Genomic DNA, 15,793 nt, shown 5'->3' with positions numbered 1-15,793 from the left:
AACAACAGGATTTCAGAAAATTAAATACAGACTTTTTATTTTTAATGACTTATAAAATTTTAACATGCTCTAAGCAAATAGTAATGCAAAATTAATTAGTAAAGTATTGGTAAATAGGGCTTTATGTGACCAATTTACAACTCATCATTCAGCACTGCTACCTACTCATGTCCTATAGATTTTTCTTTTTCACTTCATTGATAATATATTCCGAAGTACGCATCGAAAGTGCCATGATGGTCCATGTGGCATTTTTGTCACCTTGCGAAACAAATGGAGCAGCATCGGCAACAAATAGGTTTTTCACATCATGTGCTTGACAGTGCTTGTTCAATACCGACTTGTTAGGGTCGTTACCCATACGAGCAGTACCTACTTCGTGAATGATTTTTCCTGGGTCTTCCAAACCGTAGTTTCTGTCAGCTCCAGGTTTTGGTCCCAAAGCAATACCTCCTAATTCATGGATAATTTGTTCGAAGGTATCTTGCATGTGCTTAGCTTGGTTGATTTCGTGTTCACTCCATTTGTAGTGGAAACGAAGTACAGGAATACCAAATTTATCAACTACATTCGGGTCGATTTCACAGTAGTTACTTTCCAAAGGAATAGGTTCTCCACGACCAGCCATACCTACGTAAGCACCATAAAAACGACGATAATCGTCTTTTAACGATGCTCCATAACCACCAGCAGCTTTGGTAATACCCTCACGAGTAGGAAAGCGACCGTTGATGCCTTCGATGCCCCAACCAAAACCATAAGCAGGCATACCCATACCGCCCCAGTATTCGATGTGGTAACCACGAGCAAAATCAAGTTTTTTGTTGTCGCCCCACCAAGGAGTGTACACGTGCATACCGCCTACGCCATCTTCGTTATAACGTTTTCTGTCAAATAAAGCTGGAATAATCGCCGAACGAGAGGCACCTGTTGAGTCATTGATATAGCGTCCTACAATACCACTTGAGTTACCTAAACCTTGAGGGAAACGAGCAGATTTTGAGTTGAGTAACAAGCGAGCTGTTTCACCCGCTGAAGCTGCCAAAATAACGATTTTACCTCTTACAGTGTATTCTTGCATATCAAGCGTACTCACGTATGATACACCAGTAGCCAAACCTGTAGTTGGGTCAGTCAATACCTCACGAGCCATTGCGTAGGTAATCATGGTCAAATTACCTGTTTTGAGCGCTGGCTTAATCAATACCGATGAACTTGAGAAATCGGCATAAGCCTGACAAGAACGTCCGCATTGGTTACAGTAAAAACACTGTCCACGGTCGTTGTTGATAGGTTTTGTCAAAATCGAAAGACGTGATGGAATGGTTGGAATACCCAAGCGTTTGTTACTTTTTTGTAACATCAACTCATGCAAACGTTGTTTGGGAGGAGGCAAGAAAATACCATCTGGCTCGTTTCTTAGGCCTTCAACTGTTCCAAAGATACCCACCATTTTGTCCAAACGGTCATAATAGGGTTTCACATCGTCATAACCAATAGGCCAGTCGTCGCCCAATCCGTCGATACTTTTTCTACGGAAGTCATCAGGTCCAAAACGAAGAGAGATACGTCCCCAGTGGTTGGTACGACCACCCACCATTCTTGAACGGAACCAGTCAAACTTCGTGCCTGCGGCACGCGTATATGGCTCTCCTTCGATTTCCCAGCCACCATAAGCAGCATCAAAATCACCAAAAGGACGAGTTGTTCCTGCACCACGGCGCGGAGATTCGTACGGCCATTTGAGTTGAGTAATGTTTTTAGGATCGGCAGGGTCGAAGGGCTGACCTGCTTCCAAAACGCAGACTTTTGCTCCAGCTTTGGTAAGCTCATGTGCAGCCATACCACCACCAGCACCCGAACCAACAATCACCACGTCGAATACGGTGTTGTTTTCTTTGATTTGAAAATCAAACATAGTTTTTATAGCTTTTTAGGTAATTATTTCGCTTTGTGATAATCGTTTGCTCGATTACCAAATTAAATGTTTTGCAAAAATTGGATGAAATCTAACCCGAAGGTTAAAGGTTTAAGCGCATGAAATTATGATACGAAAATTTCTCTTACAAGTGTTGATACAGTTTTATTTGAAGATTGTTGTAGGTCTCGTTCAAGCTGTTCATATCTTATTATGCCAATTTTATAATCATATTTTACAACTGCAAAATACGACATTTTATAAAAATTCCTACCCTATATTGTCATATTCCTTTAATTGAGAGGTTGTTATGGAGCGATTGAGTGAGTTGTGATTTAGTGATTAGAAAATTTTTCTGTCTTTGCCTGAAATGCAAGGCGTTACGTCTTTGAGGAAAATTAATCACTAAATCACACACTCGCCACTCACTCAATAAATAAACAATTCATCCACTGTCAACCATGCCTTGGCACCAGCACCGTATTCGCCTGCTGGGATAGTGCCTTTATTGACCCCAATTACCTTGATAAATCGGGCGGTTTTGTTTGGTACTTTTAGAGATACTGTATTGATGGCATTTTCTGGAAAATCTTTAAAACTACCTACTTTTTCATAAGCTTTACCATCCTCCGAAATCCAAAACGAAAGTTCTGTAGGTTCCCACATACGTTGCCAGTGATATTTGAGAATACTGATGCCTATTTCTTGAACACTTTGGCTTTTGCCTAAATCAACCACTATCTCTAAATCCTCACCCCGAAAGCCTATCCATTGTCCAGTATTATATCGATGTGTACCGATAATACCATTACTTAAAGCATAAGCATCTGTTGGGAGATAGGGCGTTTGAGGTGCATTTTTGAAAGTAATACTTTTGCCTGTCGCCAAATTAACATTCACCCATTGTTCCCAAACCTGTCCATACGCACCATTTTTATCAAATAATTGAGCTTTGATAAGGGTAGGTTTAAAGATAGAAAGTCCGTCCTTCCAAACGTTGGATTGAGTATTGGGCTGACTACCATCTTCCGTAAAGCGAATAGTGGCATTAGGTAAAGAACTTGTCAGATAGATAGACTCCGAACCGTTGGAATTGGTTTGAAAGCGAGCCTGAATTTCTTCATATCGGTCAAAATAATGTACTTTTCGATGTTTTAAAACTTTTTCTTGAAGTCTTAATCTTTGGAGAAAATCGTCATAATTTTTCTGCGTTTTGGGCGACCAAGCTGTTTCGGCAATCGCCAAAGCTCTTGGAAAAAGCATATATTCGGCTTGTGCTTCAGATACCAAATATTCTGACCAAGCATTTCCTTGAATACCTTTGATATAAGTTTGTTCTGTTGGATTCAATATGGCTGGAATAGGCTCATAGCGATACACTTTTTCAAGAGGAGTAAAACCTGCCGTTGCAATTGGTTCTGAAGCTTGCAAAGATTGATAGTAGTCTAAATAATAGTGACTTTCGGGGCACATAACGACATCGTGATGCTGTTGGGCTGCTGCAATACCGCCAGCTTCGCCTTGCCAACTCATCACTGTAGCTTTTGGACTTAAGCCTCCTTCTAAAATTTCGTCCCAGCCAATCAGGTTTTTACCTTTTGCATTCAGATATTTCTCCATTTTTTGGATAAAATAACTCTGTAGTTCATGCTCATCTTTCAGATGATTTTCTTGCATGCGTTTTTGACATTTTGGGCAACTTTTCCAACGTACTTTTGGACATTCATCACCACCAATATGTATGTATTTGCTTGGAAATAGTGGCAAGATTTCATCTAAAACATTTTGTAAAAAAGTAAACGTACTATCATTCCCTGCACAAAAAACATCATCGAAAACTCCCCAAAAAGTGGCAGTTTGATAGGAACCACCTGTACATCCTAATTGCGGATACGCTGCCAAAGCTGCACGAGCGTGACCTGGCATTTCGATTTCGGGAATGACTGTAATGTGGCGTTTTTGGGCAAAAGCGACGATTTCTTTTACTTCTTCTTGGGTATAAAAACCACCATAAGGTTTACCATCGAAGCGATGAGGCGAGTCTTTTTTATGTCCAATAATGGTTTCGTTTCTATAGGCTGCTACGCTTTGTAATTTAGGATATCGCTTGATTTCTATGCGCCAACCTTGGTCTTCGGTAAGGTGCCAATGAAAGGTGTTGAATTTGTAAAGCGCTAATAAATCGAGGTATTTTTTGAGAAATGTAACCGAGAAAATACGTCGCCCAACGTCTAGGTGCATACCTCTATAACCAAATCTTGGATAGTCTTTGATTTGGACAAAAGGAAGATTGCCTTGTTGGTGAATGAGTTGTAAAAGAGTTTGCGTACCATAAAAAACACCCGCAGCATCATGACCTATTAGCTTGATACCTGTTGCGCTGATAGCAAGAGAATAACCTTCTTTTTGTACTACACGATTGCTGTCTATTGCTAGAGAAATACCCTTTATTGCATTAGGAGTGCTATTTTTTATACTTACAGAACTCGGGCGGATTTGTTGTATTCCTAATCGAAGTAACTGTGCAGTTTCTTGTAAAGCAGAGTTTTGCAAAGAGATGGTAACATTTTTTTCTAACCTAAAATAACCCTTTGAAACTTGCATTTCAACAGGTTTGGGAATGATAGAAATGGTATTTTGGGCAGCAGTTTTTCCCAAAAATAAAAGAGCGAAGAAAAGCGAAAAAAGAGTTTTGGAGCACATAAAACAATGTGTCAATATTGTTGATTGATGAGGTTATTGTATGAAAAAAAAGTGCAAGGGTCGTTACCCTTGCACTTGCTATTTCCAAGCATTTCTTAAAAATCTTAACCAGTTACCGTGCATGACTTTCTCAATATCTTCTTGAGAATAGCCTCTTTTACGAAGCATATCGGGGATTTTTTGAAGGTCGGCGATGGTTTCCAAATCATAAGGGCTTTGTTCTTTTCCAAAAGCCCCATCCAAGTCAGAGCCAATACCGATATGGTTGGCATTACCCGCAATTTGACAAATATGGTCGAGGTGGTCGAGCATTACTTCCAGATTACAGTTCATGTTTTCTGGCGTAGATACGCCTCTCACCCAGTTGGGCACCATCATCCAAGCATCCAAGGCACCACCTATTACAGCACCACGATTGATGAGCTCCTTGATTTGTTCGTCACTAAATTGGCGATTATGATTTACCAAGCTACGACAAAGGTTGTGGCTCGCCCAAATGTTTCCATGAAAATGGTCTAAGGCTTCCCAGAAACTATCATCACACAAATGCGTAGCATCAAGGATGATATTGAGTCGTTCCATTTCTTTGAGCAAATCACGACCTTGAGGACCCAATCCTCCCGTGGCATCTGTGCCTTGCGCATAGCGACCAGGACCATAATGGGCAGGACCAATGGCTCTTAAGCCATATTCATACGCTTTGGCGACATGGTCAACTGTTACGATAGAATCGGCGCCCTCTAGACTTAGGATATAGCCAATAGCTTTCTGTTCGTTTGGAATAGTGGTATCCGACCAAAGAGCAAGATGTTTTTCTAGGCTAGCCAAATCATTGATTTGTATCATTTCGCCACAAGCCTCCATAGCTTGATACCAAGCCACTTGCCCTTGGGTCTGTGCCCATGCCTGCTCGGGCGATGCCCAGCCTGGGAGTGGGTTGTCAGGAGCAACATATCGTGCGATTTGCGTAGCAACAACCAGACCTACATTTCCTTTACGTAATTCAGGAAATGCGACAGTACCTTTCGCACGGTCGGGTTTATCGGAAAGACCTATTTCTCTTTCACGAATTTCAAATACCGTATTTCTTAAATCTCGATTCCATTCCATAGCATTCATGCTAAGGTCGAGATGGGCATCTATAGTGAACATGGGAGTTTAAGACTAAAGGGTTATCGGCTTTCGGTTATCGGTTATCGGCTTTGCCTAAGTTGTTGTAGGAAAATGGCCGAAGGCTGAAACCCGAAAGCCTAAAGCATTAATTTTCTATCTCTTGCTATAACTTTCCAGTACCTATCAGTAATAGATTGGTTTTCTGCAAGATAGGCTCTTTCGTAAAGGGCTACTGTTGGACATACATGGATTGGTACACCATATAAAACTTTACCAATCGGAAAGTCCTGTATATCTGACACTTCCAGCACTAAATGCTCTTCGCTTTGTCCAATAAACTGAGCATCTGGCGCATTGAGAAAGTGAACTCTTCGGTTCAGGTCGTTTTCGGCAGCGACAGATTTGTGTCCTAAATCAATACAAATTCGGTTGGTACTCGGATGAGAAATTACTCGACTCAAAACCAAAGCAGCAGGCTCAAAAGCTTGTTCTGGAAAAGCATCCTTATAGCCTTTATCCCAAAGAGGAAAAGTGCCTGGGCTACATTCTACCTGTGGATTTTGAGCATGAATCGGAAAAGTCGGAGAGCCTCCCGCTACGATTTGAAGTGCTATTCCTTTTTCAGAAAATCCAGAAGCTAATGCAAATACAGGTACAAAAGCTTGGTGACAATTTTCTGTTCTCAACGCCAAATCTTGATCACGAATATGACCATCATAGGCATGTAGTCCTTTTACCGCGATACCTTTTAAGTCAAGAAGTGCATTAATAAGTTCTTCGGCTTTTTGAGGTAAGATTCCTGTTCTGTTCATGCCAACGTTTAGGTCGATATAAACATTTATCGTAATCTCGTGCTGTATCGCTGCCGTGGCGATGGCTTGTCCAACTGACAAGTCATCGACCAAGCAGGAAAATTGGGTAGTAGTATAAGTTTGAATTAGGGTGATAAAGCGTTGCAACTTCGTCGCCACTGGTTGATACGCCAGCAATACATCAGGTGCTTGGCATATTGCGAGCATTTCGGCTTCGGCAATGGTAGCACATTTGAATTTAGTAATGCCTTTTGCCAACATCAGTTCGGTTACTTCCTGACATTTATGTGTTTTGACATGCGGACGAAGTCGATTTACCTCTGGTAACATGGTTACCAAGGTATCGATATTTTGAGCGATACGCGATGGATACCACACCAAAGCGGGGGTATCCAAGGTATCTAAATTTTGTAAGTTGTACCAAGCAGTTTTATCCATTGTGGATTTTTGATTTTTGATTTCGGATACATTGCTCTGTAAGATTAAAGGAAGCACAACCCAATTTTTTGAATCATATTTTACAAAAAATTAAGGTAGCCTTTTATATTTCCGAAATCAGAAATCCCCAATCAGCAATTGTTTGAAATCTTTCGAACACTACACTTTGCTCATTCAATTCACCATTTATTCGCTTACTAACTCGAACAATGCCTCGATTTCAACTGGAATATTGTCTGGCAATGAGCCAAAACCTACCGCACTACGAACACCAATACCGTTTTCTTCGCCCCAAACTTGCGCAAACAACTCACTACAACCATTGATAATGTATGGATGTCTTTCGAAAGTATCTACACAATTGACCATACCCAACACTTTGATTACTCGCTTCACACGGTCGAGACTTCCTAAATGTGTTTGGATGGTTGATAAAATGGTCAAACCCACTTGACGAGCAGCCAATTTGCCTTCTTCCATATCTAACTCACGACCGATGCGTCCAATAATAAGGCTTTTGTCATCCTGTACAGGACCATGACCCGAAACATATAAGTATTTGCCGTCGATAAGATATGGTTTGTACACGCCCAATGGTAGTGGGGCAGGAGGTAATGAAAGTCCTAATTTTGCAAATGCCTCTGAAGGGGTTAATTGTTCTACCAACTGTTCCATAAAATAGTTTTTATTGAAAATGTAACATTAATTAAAAATAAAATTCAAAATTGAGTGTAAATAAATAAGGTTTTTGAGAAAAAACAAGGTTGTAAAGCGTTTAAACAGTTGGGTATTTAGGAAAACACTTAACTCTTTCTAGAATACCCAACCTCAAGCTTCTATTTAGCTCCATCCAAAGTTGATTGCGTTACTTTGGTATGTGTTAATTTTCTAAACTTCGCATTTTCGATTTTGAGCACTACTGCATTTGGCCATTGGTTGTTTGTATAAAAACGTTGTCCATTTACAGCACTTACTACCAATCCGATTGAAGTTGGAGCAACATAAGTGCTTGCATCGAAGCCATCTTTGTATTCTACCAACTCGCTTTTATATCCTAGAATCGAAACTTTGGTTTGAGCGTTGCCTTCAAGGTGTGTCAATACCAAGTTTTTGCGAGTACCGTATTTCCAATCTTGCCAATTAGCTCTTCTTACAATGGCATAGATATACTTTTCGTCATTTGATTGTGTGTACCAAACATTATCCTCACGTACAATAGGCAAAGGTTTTACGGCGTAAATAGCCTCTGAGTTGGCAAAGTTCCAAAGGGCTACTTCTTGCAACAAAGCCTCTTGTTCAATCTGGATTTCGCCATCTTGTTTTGGTCCTATGTTCAACAAAAAGTTACCTCCTTTAGCACGCATTTCAACCAACATATTGATAATTTCTGTACCAGATTTATGTGGGTCGTTAGTAGGTTTGTATTGCCAGTCAGTACCCATGGTGTAATTAGCTTCCCAAGGGCGAGGAAGTGGTTCGTCAGGCGTATTTTGCTCTGGCGTAGTCATCAAATCACGTGTAATGACCAATTCAGGATTGATTGTCCAAGCATATTCTCTCAAACCATCACCTGGGCCATCGATAAATAGAATGTCGATTTTTCCGTATTTGGTCAATAATTCTTTCAATTGTTCCTTGTCATAGGCCATCAAACTAGGGTTTTTAGTAGGAAAATGCTGAGGCAATTGCAAGCGACCAATAGGAATATTGTTTTTATGGAAAGAGTAAAAATCCTCAGGGGAGAAATACAAACCAATAGCGATACCTTCTTTGCGAAAAGCCTCGATGAGTTCTTTGGTAATGTCTCTTTTCAGAGGGGTATTCATTACATTGAAAGGCGTAGTTTTGGTATCGAACATACAAAAACCAGAATGGTGTTTGGCGGTAAATACCACATATTTCATTCCTGCTAATTTGGCCATTTTAGCCCAATCTTCAGGTTTGAATTTGTAGGGGTTAAAGTATTTAGGAAGCTCATTGATGTATTTTTCGACATATTCGGTGGATGCCCCAGCCAAAGAGTGGCTAATCACAGCACCTAGTGTAACATCCACATTCCAGTGGATAAACATGCCAAAGCCAAGGTCTTGAAACCAATTGACTCTATCAGGTTGGTTGGTAACTTGTTGTTTTTGAGCATTTCCGATTGGTGAAAAACTCAACACGAGTAAAAAAATAACTAATAACTTTTTCATAATATGTGCTTTAAAAATCTTCTCTATAAGTAATAACATCCTTTTACTTACAGTTTATAAACTAAAACAAACACTAGTCCGAGACTAAGTCTCAAACTAGGAAAAGCCTATAAAAAGGAATTGATGATGAGTACACCTATCAGACCTACAACTGCGACAAGGGTTTCCATCATTGACCAAGAGCGGATGGTATCTTTTATACTAAGGTTAAAATATTCTTTGAACATCCAAAAACCAGGGTCATTTACATGCGAAAACATTAAACTGCCTACACCAATGGATAATACCATTAAGTTAGGGTCTACCTGTAGCGTCTCTATCATGGGCGCCATAATTCCAGCGGTAGTTAAGCCCGCTACCGTAGCCGAGCCTAGGCATACACGAATAAAAGCGGAAATCAACCAGCCAAGAATCAAAGGGTGAATACTGACATTTTTGAGCAGAGAAGCCATGGTATCACTTACTCCACTTTCCATAAAAACTTGTTTGAGCGCTCCTGCTCCAGCAATGATTAAGAGCACCATTGCTACATCTTTTACAGCTTCAGAATAAGTATTCATCGTTTTGGAAAGCGCCTGACTTGTCAGCCCTCCCAAAGTAGCGGTTGCTACCAAAACTGCCAATAGCATAACCATGGCAGGATCACCAATCAGTTTACAAACTGGTATCAAGGGCGAATCACTTGGCAAAATACTTGTGAGAATAGTGGTTCCTGCCATCATAAAAACAGGAAATAAGGCTGTAAAAAAGCTCAGAAAGGTACTAGGTAAAATTTGATTGGGTTCGGAAGTAGTCGCAAAACTCAAGTTGGGACTTGAGGAAATATTTTTTAGGGTTAGAGAGTAAAGCGGGCCAGCAATAATAATTGTCGGAATCGCAATAATGATTCCGTACAGTAAAGTTTGCCCCATGTCTGCATGAAACTGCGCTACCAATGCAGCAGGCGAGGGGTGAGGAGGTAAGAAACCATGTGCCACCGACAAAGATGCCAGCATGGGTAAGCCAATATACACAGCAGGTAATTTGTATTGATACACCACCGAAAAAATCAAAGGAATCATCAACACAAAACCTACATTATAAAATAGGGGTATTCCGATAATAAAACCTGTACAAACTAAGCCCCATTGAATGTATTTTTCGCCAAAAAGTCCCATCATGACTGAGGCAATACGTTGTGCAGCGCCACTTTGAGCCACCAATTTGCCCAACATAGCTCCCAAGGCAATTACCCCAACTAATGAGCCCAACATGTCGCCTATTCCTTTTTGGATAGACTTGCTGATGAGTTCGAGGGGCATTCCCATGCTGATACCTGCCACTAAGGAGGTAATCAAAAAAGCCAAAAATGGATTGAACTTCGCAACAGTAATCAGTAGCACCAATAGTCCAATACAAGCAATTACAAGCAATAAAATCATAGGAATTTTGAGTGCAGAGTTAAAAGTGATGAGATTTAATTTTATAATTGTTTTATTCTGTAGTCAAAAAATCACTTTTACACATTGTCCACACGCTAAAGTTTACGTCTTATTTTGGGGTATTAAAAAGGATAAATAAGGTTTTTTGAATTAAAGAGTGAGGTTTTTGAAACTCCTCACTCTTCATTCTACACGCCGACTTGGCTAGTTTTTATCCCACCATATACGAGTTGTAAGCGTATTAGCACCTTGACGAGAGATTGCTTCTTTGAGGTTTGGTCCGTTGAGGTTTTCTTCAACAATTGGATAAATCAAACGTCTTGGAATCGTACCATTGGTCAAGTTACCTGTAATGTTCACTGGCGTTAATTTAGGATAACCAGTTCTTCTCCAGTTAGAATATACCTCTACTTCGTCTGGGAATAAAGATACCCACATTTGTGAGTGAATTTGTTCCATTTGCGCATCGAAACTTGCAGGGAAAGCATGAGTCGACAAATAAGCATTAATTTTTGCAGTAGAAATAGCTGCTGCGTCACCGTAGATAGCCATATTACGCATCGAAGCAGATATACCACCTTGGTAGTAACTCGCTGCGTCGCCAGATGCCCAACCTCTTACAATAGCTTCAGCCATCAAGAAATTCATTTCGGCATTACTGATTACAACCATTGGCGCATCTAGTTTCAACACGGTGTTGATATTTGGCTCAGAATACGTAATAAAATCAGCAGGTTTTTGTAACAAACCGTTTTGCATACCTTTTTGTATGGTAGCAGTAGTATCTTGCTTTTTATCTACCCAAACAACTGCAATTGAACTCAAACGAGGGTCTTTGTTAGTTTTCAAGAAAGAAATAAATGTATTTGAAAACTTACCACCTTCGGTATTGTTGTTACCATCTGCCACAGCATAGTTGTTGCCACGTAAAGCCAATGAAACAGGGTTTTTGTTGATGTCTTGACCGTTAGCAATATACTGCACTTTTGCCAAATCCTTATCATCCAATATGATGCCTCCAGCGATGGCTTTTTGTGCCCAAGTTTTTGCCGTTGCTGCGTCCACTTTGGTCATACGCATCGACAAGCGAAGCATTAATGAATAAGCAAACTTTTTCCATTTTGCCACATCTCCACCATATACAATGTCAGCACTTGCGTATGATGATTTGGTTGCATCCAAACTCGTTGCTGCTTGCTCCAATTCTTTCAACATATCCAAGTAGACACTTTGTTGAGAGTCATATTTTGGAGTGAATTTAGAAGCAGTATAACCTTGTGCAGCATCAGAGTATGGAATATCTCCGTACAAATCCGTAATGCGGTGGAAAGTATAAGCACGCCAAATACGAGCTATCGCATAAAGGTTTACTTGTGCAGGATCGTTTTTAACAGCATTGATAACTGTCTGAACTTCGTTTACGCCTAACGGATAAGCGTTGTTGAAGAAGTCATACGGGTAAGTACCTTGTGAGAAAAAATATTTATCTCCAATACCTGGTACATCTTTGTATGTCGAAAAATGTTGAATCGAACCTCCCGCTGCAAACTCATACGTACTAGCACAGCTATTGTTGAGTGCATCGTATTGTGCCTTGCTAAACATATAAGATGGCACAATGATGGGAGAAGTATCGGGGTTGATATTGAGTTCTTCAAAACCGTTGTCGCACGAACTGAAAAGTGCAACACCAGCCATAAAAAGAAGGGTTTTAAATGTATGTCTCTTTTTCATAAGTCTCAGGTAATACGCTATTGAGCTGACTCTTTAGCACAATTTTTTGAATTTATCCTATGTTGAAAATGCTACATGTTGGGGCTTACTGAATAAAGGAAAAGGGATTTCAAAAATGAGTTTTCTTACAGAATATGATATAATTGGGGTTATTGAAAATTTATATTCACAACTCCTGATTCCGCACTCTCTCTGAATTAGTGGGCGAAAAAATTCGCCCCTAAAAACACATCCCGTTTTTCCCTTAGTTCACCACATCCTAGAATTTCACTGTTAAGTTGATACCGTAGCTACGTGCTCTTGGCAAACCAAATGCCTCGAAACCTTGGGCATTGCTGTTGGTATAACTTGATTCTGGGTCAAAGTTTTCTGTCTTTTTGTACAACACAAATAAGTTACGTGCCACAAAAGAGATAGATGCCGACTGAATCTTAGCAAAGCTTAGGTATTTCGCTGGAATTTTGTAGCCCAAAACGATTTGACGTAACTTGATAAAGCTTCCATCATACACAAATAGGTCTGAGTAGTTTTTCAAGTTGTCATAGTAAAGACGCAACTGAGATACTGGTACTGTACGAGTGTAAGAATCGCCGTTGGCAGTTACACCGTTCAAAACTAAGCCATTGTCACGACCTGCTAAAGTACTTTTTTGTAAGCCGAAACGAGTTGCGTACACGTTCATTACCGAGAATACATCGTTGCCGAATTTGCCATCTAACAAGATATCAAAGTTCCAATTTTTGTAGGTAAACGAGTTGCTCAAACCTGTTGTCAACGGCGCTACACCTTGTCCAATTTCTTTGATTGGGCCTTTTACTGGATAACCTGTAGAAGTATCATAAACGATATTTCCTTTTGAGTCAGTAACCATCGTATAACCTTTGATGATACCATAAGGACGACCTGCATCTGTATTGACATAAGCCCAAGAACCTACCGAAGTAGCTAATTGAATCGTATTTACACCTTCAGTCAATTGAACTACTTTGTTTTGGTTATAAGCCATGTTGAAGCTTGCATTCCAACTAAAGTTTTTGGTTTTTACCAAAGAACCCGTCAACAATAATTCGATACCTGAGTTGTCTACTTGTCCAACGTTAACGTAGGTATTTTGATAACCACTTGTTCCTGAAATAGCAGTTTTTACAATATCATTAGTAGTACGACGCAAGTAATAAGTCAAATCTACTCCTAAGCGATTATTGAATAATTTGGTATCAAGACCTGCTTCCCAAGTGGTTGAGGTAAATGGCTTTAAACTTGGGTTGTTAAGAAGATACTCGCCATTAGTCATTGTGATTTGTTGCAATGGCTGTCCGCTACTTGTTACCATACTATAGCTTTGATTCAAGGTATATGGGTCTGGTACACCACCACCTACTTGAGCCCAAGAAGCTCTCAATTTAGCATAGTTGACAAAAGACGGCATTTCTGTAGCTTGTGATAATACAAAGCTGGTTCCTACTGCTGGATAAAGAATTGTATTGTTTTTGATACCCAATGTAGAGAACCAATCCTGACGAGCTGAAGCATTTAAAAACAAGACACCTTTGTAATCAAGGTCTAACGAGCCAAATACCGAGTTTGTCGCCAAACGTTGTGTTACTGGACGAGTCGTAGCTGTAGTCAGGTTGGTAAAGCTGTAAAAGTTTGGAATAATGAATTGTGTACCGTTAGTATAAATTTCAGAACGTTCGAAAGAGCGTTGGTTGCCACCTAACATCGCATTCATGTGAACTGGACCTAAATCGGTATTGTAGTTTACAGTCAACATAGAGTTGTTTTCTGTAACTGTCGATTTGATACCTTGATATTCACCTGCTGCGTTTGTAGTATAAACTGTTCCAGTTGGGATAATACCTGTAAAGTCATAGCTATAGAAGTCGCGGCTGATATTACCTTTTACAAAAAGGTTTTTCAAAATATCATACTTCAAACCAAACTGACCAATAAAGCGGTTTTTGGTATCATCATTTCTAAATTTATTAACAACAAAGTAAGAATTGGAAGCATAAGGAGTTTCGTTCCATTGAACTTCGCGACCCGTTGCGTCATAGCCTGGATCCATCCAACGAATATCTACTGTGTTGGCAATCATGTAGTTTGCCCAGTTAGGGTTACCTGGTGCATCACCAGCACTCGGACGGTTGTGCGCTTTTTCTAAGTTATATTGTGCCAAAGCCTCCATCGAAATACGTTCACCTAATTTAGCATTAATGCTTAGGTTGGCTACTTTACGATTGAAGGTAGAATTTGGCAATACACTCTTGTTATTGATGTCTGCTACTGATGCTCTAAAGTTCAAGGCTTCAGTACCACCACTAAATGAAATGGTATTACTCAAAGTCGAACCTGTACGGTAAAAGTTCTTAATATTGTTTTGTTGTGGAGAATAAGGATGTTCTTTTCCGTCAAAAGCAATATAAGGCTGTCCGTCCATTTTGGCACCCCACGAACGACGCCCCCAGCTTACGGCTTGCGCTTGTGAAGTTGGTTTTACGCCACCGTCTCCTTGACCGTACATATATTGCCAGTCAGTAAAGTCAACGACATCGTCGATTGTAGCAGTAGCATTGTATTCTACACCAATACCTTTACGGACTGTACCTTTTTTCGTAGTAATCAAAATAACACCGTTGGCAGCACGTGAACCATACAAGGCTGCTGCTGTACCACCTTTCAAGACTGAGATACTTTCAATATCGTCAGGGTTGATACCACCAATACCATCACCACGGTCAACGTTGTGACCACTACCACCTGTGGTTGGGCTACCGCCTGGTGTACTATTGTCAATTGGCATACCATTGATTACATACAAAGGTTGGTTATCGCCTGATAATGAGCCATTACCACGAATTACCACTCTACTCGAACCACCCGCACCTGTTGCCAAACTTGTTGCGTTTACCCCAGCAATTTTACCAGAAAGAGCATTGGCTAAGTTGGTTTCACGAGCTTGAGTAAATTCGCTACCACTTACTTCTGTTACTGAGTAGGCAAGTGCTTTTTTGTCTTTTTTCACACCCAAAGCAGTTACTACTACTTCTTGGATGTTTTGTACACTTTCTTTTAAAGTAACTGATACAGCAGTTTGATTAGCCGAAAGTTCTACTGTTTGCGGTTCGTATCCAACCATCGATACGACCAACGTAATACTTGTAATGTTATCAGGAATTCCCAATTTGAATTTTCCTGAAGCATCTGTCGAAGTACCAATTTTGGGATTTCCTTTTACAAAAACAGAGGCTCCAATAATTGGGCTGCCATCTTTGGCAGAGGTAATCACACCAGACACTGGAACTGTGCCAAGTACGTTGAAAGTAATATTGCTCTTATGAGCCAGACGGAGCTCTGCAAGCTCGGTTGCGTAACCTTGAAAGGTCATACTTCCTAGCACAGATAGCCACAGCAACCTTTGTGAGCGAGGTAATAGTCGAGTTTTCATCATAGCTTGTT

At 40.3% G+C, this 15,793-nt stretch carries 9 protein-coding genes; all 9 read right to left on the bottom strand.

Annotated features, from left to right (window positions below):
* Positions 1 to 172: 172 nt before the first annotated feature.
* The 9 genes from QM481_RS03775 to QM481_RS03735 all read right to left on the bottom strand — a co-directional run bounded on the left by QM481_RS03775 (position 173) and on the right by QM481_RS03735 (position 15,785).
* Complete coding sequence (locus tag QM481_RS03775) at positions 173 to 1,918, bottom strand: GMC family oxidoreductase (RefSeq protein ID WP_166551397.1); 1,746 nt, start codon at positions 1,916 to 1,918, stop codon at positions 173 to 175.
* Between the two features lie 429 nt (positions 1,919 to 2,347).
* Positions 2,348 to 4,621 carry a glycoside hydrolase family 20 protein gene (locus QM481_RS03770; protein WP_283380704.1) on the bottom strand — a complete coding sequence of 758 codons (2,274 nt, stop codon included), beginning with the start codon at positions 4,619 to 4,621 and terminating at the stop codon, positions 2,348 to 2,350.
* 78 nt (positions 4,622 to 4,699) lie between these two features.
* Complete coding sequence (locus tag QM481_RS03765; protein ID WP_283380703.1) at positions 4,700 to 5,773, bottom strand: dipeptidase; 1,074 nt, start codon at positions 5,771 to 5,773, stop codon at positions 4,700 to 4,702.
* Positions 5,774 to 5,871: 98 nt separating this feature from the next.
* A complete protein-coding gene (locus tag QM481_RS03760; RefSeq protein WP_283380702.1) occupies positions 5,872 to 7,041 on the bottom strand; it encodes a D-TA family PLP-dependent enzyme in 1,170 nt (389 codons plus the stop codon).
* Positions 7,042 to 7,170: 129 nt separating this feature from the next.
* On the bottom strand, positions 7,171 to 7,659 hold the full coding sequence (locus QM481_RS03755; RefSeq protein ID WP_166551394.1) for a RidA family protein: 489 nt from the start codon (positions 7,657 to 7,659) through the stop codon (positions 7,171 to 7,173).
* Positions 7,660 to 7,820: 161 nt separating this feature from the next.
* Positions 7,821 to 9,179 carry an alpha-L-fucosidase gene (locus tag QM481_RS03750; RefSeq protein WP_283380701.1) on the bottom strand — a complete coding sequence of 453 codons (1,359 nt, stop codon included), beginning with the start codon at positions 9,177 to 9,179 and terminating at the stop codon, positions 7,821 to 7,823.
* Positions 9,180 to 9,286: 107 nt separating this feature from the next.
* Positions 9,287 to 10,600, bottom strand: coding sequence for a gluconate:H+ symporter (locus QM481_RS03745; protein ID WP_283380700.1), 1,314 nt, complete (start codon positions 10,598 to 10,600; stop codon positions 9,287 to 9,289).
* Positions 10,601 to 10,804: 204 nt separating this feature from the next.
* Positions 10,805 to 12,334, bottom strand: coding sequence for a SusD/RagB family nutrient-binding outer membrane lipoprotein (locus QM481_RS03740; protein ID WP_283380699.1), 1,530 nt, complete (start codon positions 12,332 to 12,334; stop codon positions 10,805 to 10,807).
* Positions 12,335 to 12,593: 259 nt separating this feature from the next.
* Positions 12,594 to 15,785, bottom strand: coding sequence for a SusC/RagA family TonB-linked outer membrane protein (locus QM481_RS03735; RefSeq protein ID WP_166551390.1), 3,192 nt, complete (start codon positions 15,783 to 15,785; stop codon positions 12,594 to 12,596).
* Positions 15,786 to 15,793: the final 8 nt, after the last annotated feature.

This window comes from Flectobacillus rivi, assembly GCF_030056655.1.
Taxonomy (GTDB): Bacteria; Bacteroidota; Bacteroidia; order Cytophagales; family Spirosomataceae; genus Flectobacillus; species Flectobacillus rivi.
The sequence above is the reverse complement of the archived record's forward strand: the minus strand, read 5'-3'. Positions and strand labels throughout refer to the sequence as shown.